Annotated in this window: 11 protein-coding genes; 1 reads left to right on the top strand and 10 read right to left on the bottom strand. The window is 75.0% G+C overall.

Annotated elements, in window-relative coordinates:
- Positions 1 to 381: 381 nt before the first annotated feature.
- From Q4A22_RS09065 to Q4A22_RS09025, 9 genes are all read right to left on the bottom strand, one after another.
- Positions 382 to 1,674 carry an O-antigen ligase family protein gene (locus tag Q4A22_RS09065; RefSeq protein WP_303178769.1) on the bottom strand — a complete coding sequence of 431 codons (1,293 nt, stop codon included), beginning with the start codon at positions 1,672 to 1,674 and terminating at the stop codon, positions 382 to 384.
- The gene (locus tag Q4A22_RS09060; RefSeq protein WP_303178767.1) at positions 1,671 to 2,837 is read right to left on the bottom strand and encodes a glycosyltransferase family 4 protein; all 1,167 of its coding nucleotides are present in this window, start codon (positions 2,835 to 2,837) and stop codon (positions 1,671 to 1,673) included. The genes Q4A22_RS09065 and Q4A22_RS09060 overlap by 4 nt, the downstream gene beginning before the upstream one ends.
- Entirely contained in the window at positions 2,837 to 4,825 is a 1,989-nt protein-coding gene (locus tag Q4A22_RS09055) for an N-acetylneuraminate synthase family protein (RefSeq protein WP_303178766.1), read from the bottom strand. Before Q4A22_RS09055 ends, Q4A22_RS09060 begins: the two co-directional genes overlap by 1 nt.
- Positions 4,822 to 5,550 (bottom strand): acylneuraminate cytidylyltransferase family protein, encoded by a 729-nt coding sequence (locus Q4A22_RS09050; RefSeq protein WP_303178765.1) that lies wholly within the window; start codon positions 5,548 to 5,550, stop codon positions 4,822 to 4,824. Before Q4A22_RS09050 ends, Q4A22_RS09055 begins: the two co-directional genes overlap by 4 nt.
- Complete coding sequence (locus tag Q4A22_RS09045) at positions 5,547 to 6,743, bottom strand: RNA-binding protein (protein WP_303178763.1); 1,197 nt, start codon at positions 6,741 to 6,743, stop codon at positions 5,547 to 5,549. The genes Q4A22_RS09050 and Q4A22_RS09045 overlap by 4 nt, the downstream gene beginning before the upstream one ends.
- Positions 6,740 to 7,768: a glycosyltransferase gene (locus Q4A22_RS09040; RefSeq protein WP_303178762.1), complete on the bottom strand. Its 1,029-nt coding sequence runs from the start codon at positions 7,766 to 7,768 to the stop codon at positions 6,740 to 6,742. Before Q4A22_RS09040 ends, Q4A22_RS09045 begins: the two co-directional genes overlap by 4 nt.
- Positions 7,765 to 8,817: a glycosyltransferase family 2 protein gene (locus tag Q4A22_RS09035; RefSeq protein WP_303178761.1), complete on the bottom strand. Its 1,053-nt coding sequence runs from the start codon at positions 8,815 to 8,817 to the stop codon at positions 7,765 to 7,767. Before Q4A22_RS09035 ends, Q4A22_RS09040 begins: the two co-directional genes overlap by 4 nt.
- Before the next feature lie 75 nt (positions 8,818 to 8,892).
- Positions 8,893 to 11,031, bottom strand: coding sequence for a glycosyltransferase (locus tag Q4A22_RS09030; RefSeq protein ID WP_303178759.1), 2,139 nt, complete (start codon positions 11,029 to 11,031; stop codon positions 8,893 to 8,895).
- A complete protein-coding gene (locus tag Q4A22_RS09025) occupies positions 11,028 to 12,896 on the bottom strand; it encodes an ABC transporter ATP-binding protein (RefSeq protein WP_303178757.1) in 1,869 nt (622 codons plus the stop codon). Before Q4A22_RS09025 ends, Q4A22_RS09030 begins: the two co-directional genes overlap by 4 nt.
- Between Q4A22_RS09025 and Q4A22_RS09020 the strand changes: the two genes are divergently transcribed.
- Complete coding sequence (locus Q4A22_RS09020) at positions 12,895 to 13,410, top strand: hypothetical protein (RefSeq protein WP_303178755.1); 516 nt, start codon at positions 12,895 to 12,897, stop codon at positions 13,408 to 13,410. The genes Q4A22_RS09025 and Q4A22_RS09020 overlap by 2 nt on opposite strands.
- A gap of 63 nt (positions 13,411 to 13,473) precedes the next feature.
- On the opposite strand, the gene Q4A22_RS09015 is transcribed toward Q4A22_RS09020, so the two are convergent.
- Positions 13,474 to 14,988 carry a sugar transferase gene (locus Q4A22_RS09015; protein WP_303178753.1) on the bottom strand — a complete coding sequence of 505 codons (1,515 nt, stop codon included), beginning with the start codon at positions 14,986 to 14,988 and terminating at the stop codon, positions 13,474 to 13,476.
- Between the last annotated feature and the right edge of the window lie 123 nt (positions 14,989 to 15,111).

Below are 15,111 nucleotides of genomic sequence, written 5' to 3'. Positions count from 1 at the left end.
GAACCGCCGCGGCGAGCAGGGGAACCTGACCACGGGTGGGATTCCGATGGAGGTGAACAATCCGTCGGGGCAATCCCGCGGTAGCGGCGGAGGGCCGCAATCCATGGCACCACACAGATACTCGAGGATCACCACCTCGGGCGGTTTCCACGGCCCCCCGCAGGGCAGGAACCGATCCCGCCCACGCCCCACCGTGCCCCACCGCGTGGGTGACCACTGCGTGGCCCGCGGCTCGTGCCTCGGCCGCAAGTCGGCCCGGTGTTTCGGGAGCCACAACGATGGCACGCAGACCGAGGTCGGAGAGGGCCGCCGCGCACGCCAGGAGCATCACCTCCCCGCCGCCGATCTCACCGTGCCCGGCCGCGAGCACCACCCGCCGGCTCACGAGATGCTCCCCGCGACCTGCCCGCGGGCGAGTCTGCGGGCCCACCGGTCCAGGCGCTCCTGCTCCCGCTCGCGGCGCAGCTCCGCGTACTGGACCGCCAGGTGGTGCCCGGCGAAGCCCAGGACCAGGGTGCCGGGAATGGCCAGGAAGACCTCGCCCAGGTTGGTGGCGCACACCGCCACCGACACCAGCGAACCCTCCAGCCACACCGATCGGCGGGCCGTGGGCAGCGCCACGAGCGCGACGAACGTGGCCGCGAACAGGCCCACCAGCAGTGCCAGCCCGATCCACCCGGCCTCGGCCCGGATGGCCAGGTAGGAGTTGTGGAAAAAGAAGGTCATTCCGTCCACGTCCACCCGTGCGGTTCCTGCGCCGTGACCGGCCCAGGGCGACTGCGTCACCATGTGCTCCTCCTCTGCTGTGATGCGCTCGCGCAGGGCGTCGGATCCCTCGCGGTCGTGGAACGGGCCGATCGTGGCTGTGGAGTCCGGCAACCGGAGGATCCACAGGACCACCCCGGCCACCCCCAGGACTCCGAAGACCCTGTTGAGCTTGCCTCCGAGCACCATCCACAGAGCTGCGATCCCCGCCGCGAGCAGCGTGGTCCGGGAGAGCGTGAGGACCGTGGCCGCCAGACCCACCAGGACCACCACCACGGTGGTCTTGGCGGAGGGGAGGTAGGGAATGCTCAGGAGCAGCATGGTGAGCAGGAACAGTCCGGCCGTGTTGGGATCGCCGAACCACCCGGTCACCCGGCCCTCGTAGGCGCTGGAGCCGATGGTGGCCATGGCGTACAGCCCGGCGACCGTGATTCCCAGCGCCAGCCCGCGGGCCACCATGAACAGGGGGATCCGCCCCGAGGAGAGCACCAGGGCCACGGCGGCCCACAGTGCGATGCTCCCGATCCGCCGGGTGTCCAGATCACCGTGCAGCAGCGACGCCACCCCCAGCCACACGGGCACCGCCACCACCAGCACGGGGAACCACGGGGGTCTGGCGGGTGCCGTGGCGGGGAAGAACAGGGACACCAGCACGAGCGGCACCAGGGCCAGCGAGCTCAGCGGCAGCCCCGTGCCGGGCACGTCCACCCCCTCGCACACCGCGGCCGCGAACAGCAGCAGCACGGGGATCGCGGAGGAGGCACCGCGGGGCACGCGGGCCGTCTCCACGCCGGTGAAGCGGTCCCGCAGCAGCGCGCTCACCGCCGTGGGGCGCTGCGCCTGACGGGTGTGGCTCCCGGTGCCGGCGCGGTCCCGGTGCGTGCCGTGGTGGGTGGTGCTGGTGCTCATGCGTGGACCTCCGTGTCCCCGAGAACCTCTCGGTAGGTGCGGCTCACCGCGCTCGTCATCTCCGCCACGGCGGGCCAGTCCGGGGGCAGCCCCGGACGCTCCGCCGGATCCAGCTGCTGGGCCACGAGCCGCGCCACCCGGTCCGCGAGACCGGGCGGGTCTGCGGCCGTGAGGCAGCGCGCGGGCAGGATCTCCCGGTTGCCGCCCACGTCCGTGGCCACGGTCCCCGCACCGGCGGCGGCGGCCTCCAGCAGGCTGTAGGAGCAGTTCTCCCACCGGGACAGCTGGACGAGCACGTCGTGCTCCGCGAGCGCGCGGGTGGGGTCCACCACGCCGGGGGTGCTCACCCGGTCCGCGAGTCCCCGGGAAGCGGCGAGGGCGCGGAGCCGCTCGTGCTCCGGGCCGTCCCCGGCGAGGGTGAGTGTGGTGCCGGGATGCTCCGCCCGCAGCGCGGCGGTGGCCGCCACGAGGGCGGCCAGGTTCTTCTCCGGGGCGAGCCGGGCCAGGGAGAGAAGCCGCGGCCCGGACCCGGCCTCCGGGGACCTGGGCGCTGCGCCCGGGCGGGGCCGGTCGATGCCGTTGCGGATCACCGTCACGTCCCGGGCGTGCCAGCGCAGGACCATGGCGCGGGCCGTGGCCTCGGACACGGCGATCCGGGCGTCGGTGCGCCGCAGCCGCCGGGTGTGCAGGGCCGCCATGGCACGGGCCCGCGCGGGGTCCGCGTGGTAGAGCGCGGCGTCCCCGGCGATGCCATGCTCCGTGCTCACCAGTGCGGGATGTCCCGGGCCGGGTGCGCGCGGTCCCCGCAGCACGGCGGCGCACAGGAGGTCCGCGTAGGCGAGGTGCGAGTGCACCACCGCGGGGCGCAGGGTCCGCACCGCGTGGCGCAGGGTGGCCGACGACGCCGCGGCCGCCCGCGCCGTCGTCAGGGCACCGGCCGCTCCGCTTCCTCGTCGCGGGAGGGCATCGAGCGCCCCCGGCCCGAACGGCCCCGTCAGCACGGCCGCACCGGTGGACCGCAGCTGCCCCGCGAGCCACCCGGGCGGGCAGAGCACCGCCAGGCGGAACCCGGGGATGCCGGCGCTGGCCGTGTCCAGCACGTGGCGGGCCACTCCCCCGGGTTCGGAGACGGGGACCACCCACAGGGCGAGGGGATCAGCCATCAGAACCACTCCTCCAGCCGTTCCAGGGCGGTCCAGAACCCCTGGCCGCCGTCCACGTGGCCCATCCAGATCTCGGGGATGAACCCGGCGGTCGGGCAGTGCCGGTCCAGCCGGGCGGCGAGGTCCGCGAAGTCCACCTCGCCCTCGCCCACCTGGACCCCCTCGCCGTCCACGCCGGTGGCGTCCACCACGTGGAGGTGGGCGCTCAGCGGGGCCAGGCGCTCCACGACGTCCGGGAACGGGATGCCCAGGAACGTGGCGGCCAGTTTGCTGTGGGAGACGTCCAGGGTCAGGGGGACGTCGTACGCCTCGCTGAACCGAGCGGTGTCCTCCGGGTCCACGAACAGGTTGTGGAACTGCTGTCCGCCCAGCAGCCACGGGAAGGGCGGCAGGGTCTGGGCAGTGAGGCGCACCCCGGAGGTGTCCAGGTGGGTCAGGGCCCGTCCGATCCGCTCGTAGCCGCGCTCGCGCTCGGAGGCGGGAATGTGTCTCGTGCGGGTGAAACCGCCCATGGTCAGCACCACGAGCGGCTCCTCGGTGCCCTCGAAGAACGGCACGAGCTCGCGGGTGCGGTCGATCGTGCGCTGCACCTCGTGCAGGGACCGGTGCCACACGTCCTCGTCCGCGCTGGCCAGGTCCACCAGGAAGTCGCCGGGGAACAGGTCCGGCAGGTGGGTGGTGAAGGCGTGCGGGAGGGGCCGGTCGAAGACCTCGGCGGGCGGGACGTCCAGGTCACGGGCGGAGAAGTGGAACTCCAGGAAGTCGGGGGTGCGCCCCGCGGTGAGCGCGGCGGCGTCGTGGTAGCGCACCGGGATGCCCCACGGCCTGCGGAACGCGTAGTCACGGGCGGCGGCGGGTCCGGAGCCCAGGTCCCCCGGGTAGAAGAAGTCCCCCGCGGGAATGCTGCGGGGGGCCACACGGCCCAGCAGCTCCGGCAGGCGGTCCGGCTGCAGACCGCGCCCGGGGCTGCGCACGGTCACGTCCTCGGGGCCCACGGTGTGCCCGCGGGGCACGGCCCGCGCGGCCACGAGGGACTTGGCGAGGTTGAGCCGGTTCATGGACTCCCCCGGGGTCACCGTGCGCGGGCGCGCGGAGCCGATCGCGGCCTCCACGTCCCGGATCTGCTCGACCATCCGGGCGAACTCGTCCGGCAGCAGCGAGACCGTGTGGTCGTTGCCCTCCATGGACCGGTCCACCGTGAAGTGCTTCTCCACGATGCGGGCGCCGCGGGCCACCGCGGCGATCGGCACGTGGAAGCCGCGCTCGTGGCCCGAGTACCCCACGGGGCACCCGCCCAGCTCGGCGAGGCGGTCCATGTGGGCGAGGTTCAGGTCCTTGTAGGGCGCCGGGTAGGTGGACTGGCACTGCAGCAGCGCGAACCGTGCGCCGGTCCCGCGCAGCACGGCCACGGCGTCCTCGATCTCCCGCTCGCTCGACATCCCGGTGGACACCAGCAGCGGCACACCGCGGGAGCCTGCGTCGCGCAGCAGTCCGTGGTTGGTGAGGTCCGCGGAGGCGATCTTGAACGCGGGCACACCCCAACGCGCCAGCACCTGCACCGAGGGCGCGTCCCACGGGGTGCACAGCGCGTCGACGTCCCGCTCCCGGCAGTGCTCGAGCACCTCCAGCATCTGCGCGGCGTTCAGCGAGAACCGGGACAGCTGCTCCAGGGTGTACTGGACCGCGAGGTCCTCCCCGTCCGCGGCGGCCCCGGCCTGGCGGTAGAGCGCGTCCATGTCCCGCAGCTGGAACTTCACCGCGTCCGCGCCGGCCTCCTGCGCGAGGTCCACCAGGTGCTTGGCCAGCTCCACCGAGCCGTTGTGGTTGTTGCCGATCTCCGCGACCAGCAGCGCCGGGTGCCCCGGGCCCACGGTGTGCCGCCCGATCCGCAGCTCACCGGTGGGCGGCTGCCGTCCCTCGGCCGGAGCACCGCGCCGCCCGGGCCCGGCCGCGGGCAGGCGGGTGTCCACACGGACTTGCCCCGTCACGCGGCACCTCCCGCGGCCCGGACCGTGGAGTCCCCCGCGAGCTCCCGGGCCTGGCGTTCGAGGTACCGCTCGGCCAGCTCGAGGTCCTGGAACGTGTCGATGTCCACGCCCTCCTCCTCGGCCATCACGAACAGCCCGATGCTCCCGCCCAGCCGGTTGTCGTGCGTCTCGTAGATCTCGGTGCGCGTGAGGTAGAGCGAGCCGGTCTCGCGGTAGCGCCGGTCCGTGGGCCCCATGTCCTGGCGCCGGGGCCGCGCGTCCACCGGGTAGGCGGCCCGCGGCGGGTCTGAGAGCTCCCACAGGAACGGCGCCACCGGCACCACGCCCACCATGGAGTCCACCCCGGAGCGGATGAACTGCTCCACCGCCCGGTCCAGGGTGCCCGGCTGGCGCACGGGCGAGGTGGCCTGCAGCAGCATCACCGCGTCCGGGCGGCGGCCCTGCGCGGTGCGCGCGTCGATGGCGTGGCGGATCACGGGCTCCGTGGGCGTCTCGTCCCGGGCGAGCTCGGCGGGGCGCAGGAAGGGGACGTCGGCACCCGCGTCCCGGGCGACGTCGGCGATCTCGGGGTCGTCCGTGGAGACCAGCACGTCCAGCTCCGGGCGGGCGGCGAGCGCCTGCTCGATGGTCCACACCACGAGCGGACGCCCGGCCACGCGGCGCACGTTCTTGCGCGGCACGCCCTTGGAGCCGCCACGCACGGGGATCACGCACAGGATGTTCACGGGGCCTCCTGGGGCTCGGGGTTCTGCTGGTCCACGACGCCGCCCGCCGCCTCAGCGAGGATCCGCGCCACCGCGCGGGCGGACTCGGTGCGCGGCACCTCGGGGGGCGGGGTGGCCGGGGCGCGCCCCGTGGCGGATCCGGCCCCCGCGGCGGTGCCGTCCCAGCGCGCCATCGCGTAGCGCTCCCAGAACGCCTCGAGCCAGCGCGGCGGTGCGGGGTGGGTCACGCGCGCGGGCAGCCCGCGGGCGGCGGCCTCGAGCACTCCCGTGGAGAACACGGAGGCCACGGGGGCGTCCACCGCGGGGAGCGCGGCCCCGGCCCGGTCCACGGTGAGACCCTTCGCGCGCCACGCGGTGTGCTGGGCGCGGGAGAGCTTGTCCCGCTCCCCGGGGTGCGGCCGGTACACGGCCCCGGTGACGGTGCAGAAGTGCCGGGCGGCACGTGCCACGTCCCGGCGGGGCAGCTCGGCGCCGTGGAGCTGGCCCAGGAACACGGGCCGGTGCTCGGCGGCCGCGGCCGGGGCGCGCAGCTCGGGCCGGGCGGCGGACCACAGCAGCTGGGAACCCACCACCCGGACGGCCACATCCGGGCGCTGCCACGCGAGGAACGCCGCGTCCTGCTCGGAGAACGCGAGCAGCAGGCAGTCCTCGGGCAGGGGCGGGGCGAAGGGCGTCAGCAGCCCGTGCTGGACCACGGCGGAGCTCGCCCCGGTGCTCAGGGCCCAGCGGTGGGCCGCGGCACCCGCCGGCAGGTAGGCGCCCACGGAGAGCACCGCGCGCAGCCCGTCGAGCACGTCGGGCCGCGGCGCCGCGGCCGGGACGCGCACGCTGCGCCACAGCCCGGGGTCTTCCCCCCGCGCCGCGAGGGCCCCGGTCACGGGCTCCGTGGAGACAACGGCGGCGTCCGTGCCCGCCAGCCACGCGAGCGGGCGCAGCACCGAGGCCAGCTGGGTGGGGGTCTGGGCGTCCAGGGCGAGCAGCACGGCGGGGTGCTCCCCGCGCCACGTGAGCCACAGGGGCTCGCCCACGGCGTCGGCGTGGTGGCCGGCGAGCGGGAGGGGGCTGGCGCGCAGGCCCGCCCGCACCCGCGTGGCCGCCAGGCGCACCGGACGGGTGGACTCCTGCCACTGCCGCCACGCCCGCAGGTCCCGCGGGAAGGCGAGCCGGTGCGGGGGAACGTTTTCCACGATCATGCCCAGCACCTCTCGATCGCTGCAGCCCGGTGGGCGAAGGTGTGCTCGGCGAGCGTCCTGCGGCGCCCGCGCTCGCGGATGCGCTCGGCCCAGGCCCGGTCCGTGCGCGCGCGGCGGGCGTGCTCCACCAGCTCCTCCGCGCAGCGGTAGACGAGGGTCTCCGTGCCCACCTCGTAGAACCGGGCGACGTCCGGGCGGTCCACGGCCTGCAGCCCGGCCATGCCGGGGACCTCGAACGTGCGCATGGACAGCCCTGCCTGCGCCCCGTGGGAGTTCACCGCCAGCAGGCCCTCGGACTGCACCCGGTACGCCTCCGCGAGCGGGATGTCCCGCTCCGCGGCGAGCGCCGGGCGGGCCCAGCGCCACGTGCGCAACCGGTCCGCGGGGTGGTGGGACCAGCCGCGACCCCACGTGCGCACCGGGACACCGGCGCGCTGCACGTCCAGCAGCAGCCGCTCCCGGGTGGGGTACCAGGACCCCACGAACACCACTTCCTCGCGGCGCGTGGCGGTGGACGCGGCCAGGTGGGGGTCGAAGCCGTTGGGGACGAAGTGCGCGTCCACGCCCTCGCGGGCGAGCAGCGCGGTCTCGTCCGCGCTGTAGCTGAGCACGGGGCCCACGGCCCGCAGGAAGTCCAGGGAGTGCTCCTGCCGCGCGAGGTCGTCGTAGAGCCACAGCGTGCTGGGGATCCCGCGCCGGTGCAGGTCCTCCCACACGCGGGCGTCGAGCATGTCCCCCTTGATCACCACCACCCTGTCCGGGCGGAAGGCCGCAACGACCCGCAGGGTGCGCTCCGAGGCCCACGCCCGTGCCGCGGTCTCCCCGCCCAGTCCCAGGCCGGAGACGCGCAGGCGGGCGGGGAGCTCGTGCACGAGCTTGTTGCGCACCTTGGAGCCCAGGGTGGCGTAGCTGTCGTAGCAGTGGGTGGCCACGGTGTAGCCCAGCCCCTCGAACGCCGCGGCGATCGAGCGGTGGTAGCCGTGGAACGCGGGGCTCACGAGCAGCAGCCTGGGGGCGCGGGTCATCGCCGGCCCCCTGCCCCCGGGCGCAGGCCCGGGTGGATCAGAGCGAGCTCCTCGCGTGCCACCCGCAGGGGGTGCACGTCGCGGCCCGCGGCGGCCCGGACGGTGTTCACGGCGAGGTTCACCCCGGTGGCCGCGGTCAGTGCCGCGGTCAGGGTGCGGGGACGGCCCCAGCGCCGCGCGTACCTGGACCGGGCGGCCACGAGCCAGGCGCGGCGGCGTCGTGCGTCCGAGGATCCCCCGCCCGCGTGGGTGACCGTCACGTCCCCCGCCACCAGGGACGGGACGCCGCGCTCCCGCAGTCTGCGCTGCAGGTCCACCTCCTCCGCGTTCATGAAGTAGCTCTCGTCGAAGCCGCCCACCGCGCGCACCTCGGCCACGGGCAGCAGCAGGGCCGCGCCCGTCACCCAGTCCACGCTCGTGGTGCCGGGGCCCGCGGCGCGCGTGTCGTGGCCCACGGCCTCGTGGAGCACGCGCGTGTGCCGCCAGCGGGCCAGCGGAGAGAGCCACTCCACGGTCTGGTGGCCCACCGTGGGGAAGTGGCGCCCAGCGTGCTGCTCCGAGCCGTCCGCGGAGCGCACCCGGGGGGCGACGACGCACGGCTGCCACGGGCGCGCGGCCTCCAGCAGGTCCGCCACGAACCGCTCCCCCACCTCCAGGTCCGAGTTCAGGACCAGGGCATACGGGGTGCTCACGCGCTCCAGCGCGGTGTTCACGTTCGCGCCGAAACCGCCGTTGCGCGACCGGCGCAGCAGCGTCACGGGGCGGGCGCGGTCCTGCGCCACGGCGGCGGGAGGGGTGCTCGGCGCGGGGGCCTGCGGGGAGCGTGCGGGGGCGGCGCGCTCGGGTGCTCCCGGGCCGGTTGCGGCCTCCGGGGGGAGGACGAGCGGCTCGGGCGAGGCGTCGTCGGAGACCACGATCCGCAGCCCGGGCACGTCGCGCTGCGCCCGCAGCTGCGCGAGCAGCGCGAGCGTGGGCCCGGGGGCGCCGTAGTGGGGAACCACAACGGTGACGAGCTCGGACGCGGGGGCGTCCTGGTGGGGGGTGATCACGCGTTCTCCCTGGTCAGGGTGGGGAGGGGGCGGTTCCGCCCATGGGGGCACGGGCGGGACCGATGACATTTCATCCTATCGGGTGCCGGGCCAGAGCCGGGGAGCGGGAGGTCGGCCCAGCACCCGGTAGCGCACGTGCCCGGCCACGATCCCCCACGCCCAGCCGAGCGCGTGGGCCCGGTCCCGCCGCGGCACCCGCCAGGCACGGGCCGTGAGTGCCAGGGCCTCCCGGACGGATCCCGTGAAGGACACCGGGTGGCGGGTCCCCGTGTCCGCCAGGCGGGTCCACAGCAGCATCTGGCCCTGCGCGTACCGGAACGCCTGCCGGGCCCGGCCGCGGTGGTCACCGCGCTGGGTGTACAGGATCGCGGTGGTGTGCACGGCGTGCAGCCGGTGTCCCCGGGCCGTGACCCGGCGGCAGAAGTCCACGTCCTCGTGGCCCGCGGGGAACGACTCGTCGAAGCCTCCGACCTCGGCCCACACGCGGCGCTGGACTCCCAGCGCTCCGCACAGCACGTAGTCCACCGTGCCGAACACCGTGCGCAGCCCGGACTCCCGCGGCCCGCACCGGCCGTCCGTCACGGGCACCGCGTCCGAGCCGACCACCGGGGCGTGCTCGAGCGCGGCGGCGAGCTCCGCCACCCAGTTCTCCTGCACGCGGTCGTCCGCGTCGCAGATGAGGATGCGCTCGGCGCGGGCCGCGTGGCAGCCACGGTTGCGCGCGTGGCTCACCCCCTGCCGGGTGTGGGCGGGAACCACCCGCAGCCCGCACGGGAACGCGGACTCCCACCGCCGTGCCACTTCCGCCGTGGCGTCCGTGGAGCGGTTGTCCACCACCAGCACCTCGAACGGCGGGGCGGCCACCTGGTGGGCCAGGGTGTCCAGCTGCACTCCGAGCGTCGCGGCGGCGTCGTACGCCGGGACCACCACGCTCACCTCGGGCACGGACTCCGCGCCGCCCGGTTCCTCGGCGGGGTCGTTGACCGCGGGGCCGAGGAGCTCTCCCAACGCGCGTCGGAACTGCCGCTCGCCGTAGGCCGCGACCACCTCCGTCCGGGCCGACGCCGCCCGGCGCTCCGCCGCGGGCCGGTCTGCCAGCACGTCGAGGACCGCGCGGGCGAAGTCCTCCGGGTCCTCGGCGACCCCGGCGAACCACTCCCGCAGGCCCACGCCCTCGGCCCCCACGGGGGTGGTGACCACGGGCACCCCGGCGGAGAGCGCCTCCACGGTCTTGAACTTCAGGCCGGCGCCGAGCCGCAGCGGCACCACCACGGCGGCGGCTGCGGCATAGAGCGGGTCCAGGTCCGGGACGAAGCCCAGCAGCTGCACCCCGTGCTCCCGCGCCGCCGTCACCAGTCCGGGGTCTGCGCCGGCCCCGGCCACCCGCAGCCGCAGGTCCGGGTGGTGGCGCCGCACCAGGGGGAGCACGCGGGTGGCGAACCACAGCAGCGCGTCCCTGTTCGGCTCGCGGGACAGCAGGGCCACCATGAGCAGCTCCGGCGGGGTTGTGGCCGGGGCGCGCCGCACGTCCGCGTGGCGGCGCCCCAGCGGCGGGGTGAGCACCACCACCGGCACGGGGCCGGCTGGCAGCAGGCGCGCATCCTTCGTGGAGAGCACCGCCACCGCGTCCGGTGTGCCCTCCCCGGGTGCCGCGCCGGTGAGCACGGTCTCGGTGCGCCGCGCGCAGTGACCCGCCCACGCCCAGCGGGCCCGCAGCGCGAGCGCTGCGGGGGTCGTGCCCGTGACCGCGTCCCCCAGCCGCTGCGCCACCTGGGAGAGGACGTCGTGCAGGGTGACGCACACCCGCGCCCCGGGGTTCACCCGCCGGACCCACGGCACGAACACGGCCTGCTCCTGCCACTGCAGGTCCACCACGTCCGCCGCCGCGACCGCCCGCTCCACCGCCGACGACGCCGTCAGGCGGGTCACGAACCAGGGCTCGGCCCGGCCCGTGCGGAGGTAGGTGTGGTGGCGTCGCTGCCACGGTGTCTCGCGCCAGCCCGGAGCTGGCTCCACCACGATCAGTTCGTCGATGCGCGGGTGGGCGTCCTGGGTTCGCAGCGATGCGCCGTGCGGCACCACCACGGTGAGGTGCGCGGCAGGGTCCAGGGAGGTCACGACCTCCCGCAGCAGCAGACCCCCGGCGTGGCGCGGGCAGCGTTCCGGCAGGGCGTCGGCGATCATCACCACCCTGGACGCGCGGTCCCGCGTCACGCGAGCCTCCCCAGCTCCACCAGCCGCGCGAACTCGCCGCTCTCGCGCAGCAGGTCCGTGAAGGAGCCCTCGCTGACGATCCGCCCGTCCGCCATGAACATCAGCCGGTCCGCGTGCTTGACGGTCGAGAGCCTGTGGGCCACCACCAGGATGGTCATGTCCCCGCGCAGCGAGTCGATGGTGCGGGTGATCCTGTCCTCCGTGACGTTGTCCAGGGCGGAGGTGGCCTCGTCCAGCACCAGCACGTCCGGGTCCCGGTAGAGCGCACGGGCGATGCCCACGCGCTGGCGCTGGCCCCCGGAGAGCCGCACCCCGCGCTCCCCCAGCCTGGTCTCGAGGCCCTCCGGCAGCTCGGCGACGATCGCCGCGAGGTCCGCGCGCTCGACGGCGCGTGCGAGGGCGGCGTCGTCGACCTGGTGGTCCTCGAGACCGTAGGCGATGTTCGCGCGCACCGTGGCGTCCATGAGGAAGACGTCCTGGGGCACCACCCCGATCTGGGAGTGCCACTGGCCCACGTCCTCCAGGATGTCCCGGCCTCCGCACGTGACGGCTCCCCGGGTGGGCCGCAGCAGCCCCAGCACAAGGTCCAGCAGCGTGGACTTCCCGGCCCCGGAGCCGCCCACGAAGGCCACCGTGGTCCCGGCCCGGATGCGGGTGGAGACCCCGTCCAGCACGGGCCGGGGGGCGTCCGGGTAGGCGAAGGCGACGTCCCGCAGCTCGATGTCGCCCGCGAATGGCGGGCCCCCGCCACGCTGCGGGCGGTGCTCGTCACCGGCGGCGAGGTCCGCCAGCTGCTCTCCCAGGATCTCCAGGCCCACGGCCCCGGCGCGGATGGCCGCGGTGGTGGCCAGGGCCCGGTTGAGCACGGGGATCATGCGCACCGCGGCCACCGCGAAGACGCCCAGGACGCTGAGCGCGGGTTCCGGTTCCATGAGCGCGAAGAGCAGGGCCGCAACCAGGGCGACCCCCACCACGAGAGCGATCTCCAGCACGTACTTGGGCAGCTCCGAGACGAGAGCCATGCGGCGGCTGGCCCGCGCGTTCTCGGCCCGCGCCTGGGCGTAGGCCGTGACGAAGCGCTGGGCGGTCCCCGTGAGGCGGGACTCACGGAACCCGTTGACCCCCGGCATGAGGGCGTCCCACGCGGCGAGGTCGCTCGCGGCGGTGTCCAGCGCGATCCGCCGCTGGGCGGGCCGCAGCACCCGTTGCGTGGCCAGGGACACGGAGCCGAAGAAGACCACGGCGAGCACGGCCGCCCACGGGGAGGACACGAACAGCACGATGCTCACGGCCACCAGGGTCAGCAGGTCCGGGACCAGGGTCAGCAGTCCCATGATGAGCTGGTTGAACGTCTGGGGGACGGCGGAGGACAGGGCCCTGTGGACCTCACTGAGGCGTCGCCGCCGGTGGTCCGCGTAGGAGGAGGCCATGTACCGGCGGAAGAGCTCGGCCCCCGCCTCCGCGCCCATGGCGGTGGAGTGCCCCAGCAGCCACCAGCGGAAGCCTACGGTGAGCAGGGACTTCACCAGGAAGGCGCAGCAGATGACCGCGGCCATGGCCACGATGAGCACCGCGGTGTCCCGCGTGTGCAGCCACTGCCCCAGGACCGCGGGCACGCCGGTGTCGGTGCCCGCGCCGGTCACGAGCCGCATGAGGGGCAGGGTGGCCGCGACCCCCAGCATGTCCAGGGCGGCGATGCCCAGCGAACCCAGCACTGCACCCACCATCCACGCCCTGTAGGGCCTGCCCAGCAGACCGAGCGCCCGGGTCAGCTCCGCGGCGGTCGCGCGCCACGATCCCAGCGCCGCCCCTTCCGCCGACCGGCCTCGGGGAGTCCCCACCGTCCGCCCTACACTGTCAGCCATGCCTCACCTGCTCTTCGTCTGCCACGGCAACGTGGCCCGTTCCCCCGCCGCGGAGGTGATTGCCCGGTCCCGGCTCTCGCCCCGCTCGGACTGGTCCGTGTCCAGCGCGGGGATCGGGGCGCTCACGGGCCGCCCGATCGCGGAGGACGTGGCCCGGGCCCTCGCGGAGCACGGCCACGATCCGAGCGGCCACGCCGCCCGCCAGGTGGACCGGGAGGTGCTCGCCCCCGCGGACCTCGTGCTGTGCATGGCCCGGGAGCAGCGCGCCTGGCTGCTGGACGAGTTCCCGCGGGACGCGCGGAAGATCCTGGTGTTCGGGCGCGCGCACCGGCTGAGCGGGAGGGCGCCGCGCCACGTGGCGGGCCTCGAGCACCTGCTGCTGGCACAGGAGCCGGCCACCGCGGACGACGACGTCCCGGACCCCTACCGGCGCGGTCTCGCCGCCGCGCGGGAGACCGTCGCCCGCCTGGAGCACGGCGTCGCGGAGGTCGTGGGCCTGCTGGGCGCACGGTGAGGAGCCGGTGACCGCGCGGGGGCACGGCGTGGGAGCACCCGCGGCCGGTGCTGCGCCCGGCACTCAGTACGCCCCGTTGCGCGTGAGGACCGCCTTGGCCGTCTTGAGCACGATGATGGCGTCCCCCACCAGGGACCAGTTCTCCACGTAGGACAGGTCCAGGCGGGCGCTCTCCTCCGCGGAGAGGGAGGAACGGCCACCCACCTGCCACGGGCCCGTGATGCCGGGCTTGACCTTCAGCCGGCGCAGCATGTGCTCGGGCAGCTGCGCCACCTCGCTCGCCAGCTGCGGGCGCGGACCCACCACGGCCATGTCTCCGCGCAGCACGTTGAACAGCTGCGGCATCTCGTCCACGGACCACGTGCGCAGCACCCGTCCCACGGGGGTGACGCGGGGGTCGTCGTGCAGCTTGAACAGCGGACCGGCGCCCTGGTTCGCGGGGTGCAGCCGCGCCTGTTCCGCGGCGGCCCCCTCCCGCATGGAGCGCAGCTTGTACATGGTGAACACGCGCCCGTCGATCCCCACGCGCTCCTGCCGGTAGAGCACGGGCCCGCCGTCCTGGAGCTTCACGGCCAGGCCCGCGAGCACGAGGAGCGGGAGGGAGAGGACCACTCCGAGCACCGCCACCACCAGGTCGAAGGCGCGCTTGAGCGCGTACTTGGCGCCGGTGAACCGCGGGGTGTCCACGGTCATCAGGGGCAGCCCCTCCACGGGACGCCAGTGGATGCGCGGACCCGCCACGTCCGTGAGGCGGCTGGTGAGCACCAGGTGCACGTCCGAGTCCTCGAGCTGCCACGAGAGGTGGCGCAGGAACGCGCGGTCGGTGTGGACGTCGTCGGCCACGATCACGCTGCGCATGCCCGTGCGCTCCAGCAGCTCCGGGATCCGGTCCCGGTCGCGCAGGTTCGGCAGGGACGTGCCGTCCCCGAGCACGAGGGTCTCGGGGGCACCGGGCTCGGGACAGACCACCGCGCGCACCCGGTAGCCGGCCGCGGGGACACCGCGGATGTGCTCGGCGGTCCACGTCACGGCCTCGCGGGAGCCGATCAGCAGCGAGTCCTCCAGCATGGCGCCCGAGCGGCGGCGGCGCACCAGGACCTGGCGCATCCCCCACCGCCCGAGGACGAGCAGCAGCAGCCCCAGGGGCAGGGCGATGGCCAGGAACCCGCGGGCCACGTCCACGCGCAGGAGCACCGCCACCATGGACAGGCCGCCGAAGAGGACGAAGGTGGCGTGGGCGATCGCGCGGTACTCCTCGTCCCCGAAGCCCAGCAGGTGGCGGGAGTACGCCCGGCGCATGCCCAGCGCGAGCACCCAGCAGGCGGCGATCAGGGCGGAGATGGCGGGATATGTGAGCCAGGTGACGCCCACCACGGTGGTGGAGGCGGCGTGGGTGAACCGCAGGATGTTGGCCAGAGCCATGGCGAGACCCACCGCGAGCAAGTCGCACAGCAGGGCGAACCGGCGGTAGGTGACCCACCAGGGGCGGTGCGGGCGGGAACCGGCGTCGCAGCCGAGTGCGGCGGCGAGGACGGTGTGGCGGGAGCTCCAGTCGTGCGCGGCCTCTCGAAGGCTCACCCGATCACCTCCTGGACCCACGGACTGCTCGTGCCACTGTAGCAATCTTCATGCAGGATAGTGGATCTGTCCCCTTGTCAGACATGGTTTCCCCTCGACCGTGGGACGCCCCCACTCCCGGGC

This window comes from Kocuria sp. (genome assembly GCF_030530945.1).
Classification (GTDB): domain Bacteria; phylum Actinomycetota; class Actinomycetes; order Actinomycetales; family Micrococcaceae; genus Kocuria.
This window is presented reverse-complemented; position numbering and strand designations above follow the sequence as displayed.

Coding starts and splice junctions, on each gene's coding strand:
- Q4A22_RS09065 (WP_303178769.1), bottom strand. CDS start 1,674: ATGAGCACCAGCACCACCCACCACGGCACGCACCGGGACCGCGCCGGC.
- Q4A22_RS09060 (WP_303178767.1), bottom strand. CDS start 2,837: ATGGCTGATCCCCTCGCCCTGTGGGTGGTCCCCGTCTCCGAACCCGGG.
- Q4A22_RS09045 (WP_303178763.1), bottom strand. CDS start 6,743: ATGATCGTGGAAAACGTTCCCCCGCACCGGCTCGCCTTCCCGCGGGAC.
- Q4A22_RS09040 (WP_303178762.1), bottom strand. CDS start 7,768: ATGACCCGCGCCCCCAGGCTGCTGCTCGTGAGCCCCGCGTTCCACGGC.
- Q4A22_RS09020 (WP_303178755.1), top strand. CDS start 12,895: ATGCCTCACCTGCTCTTCGTCTGCCACGGCAACGTGGCCCGTTCCCCC.
- Q4A22_RS09025 (WP_303178757.1), bottom strand. CDS start 12,896: ATGGCTGACAGTGTAGGGCGGACGGTGGGGACTCCCCGAGGCCGGTCG.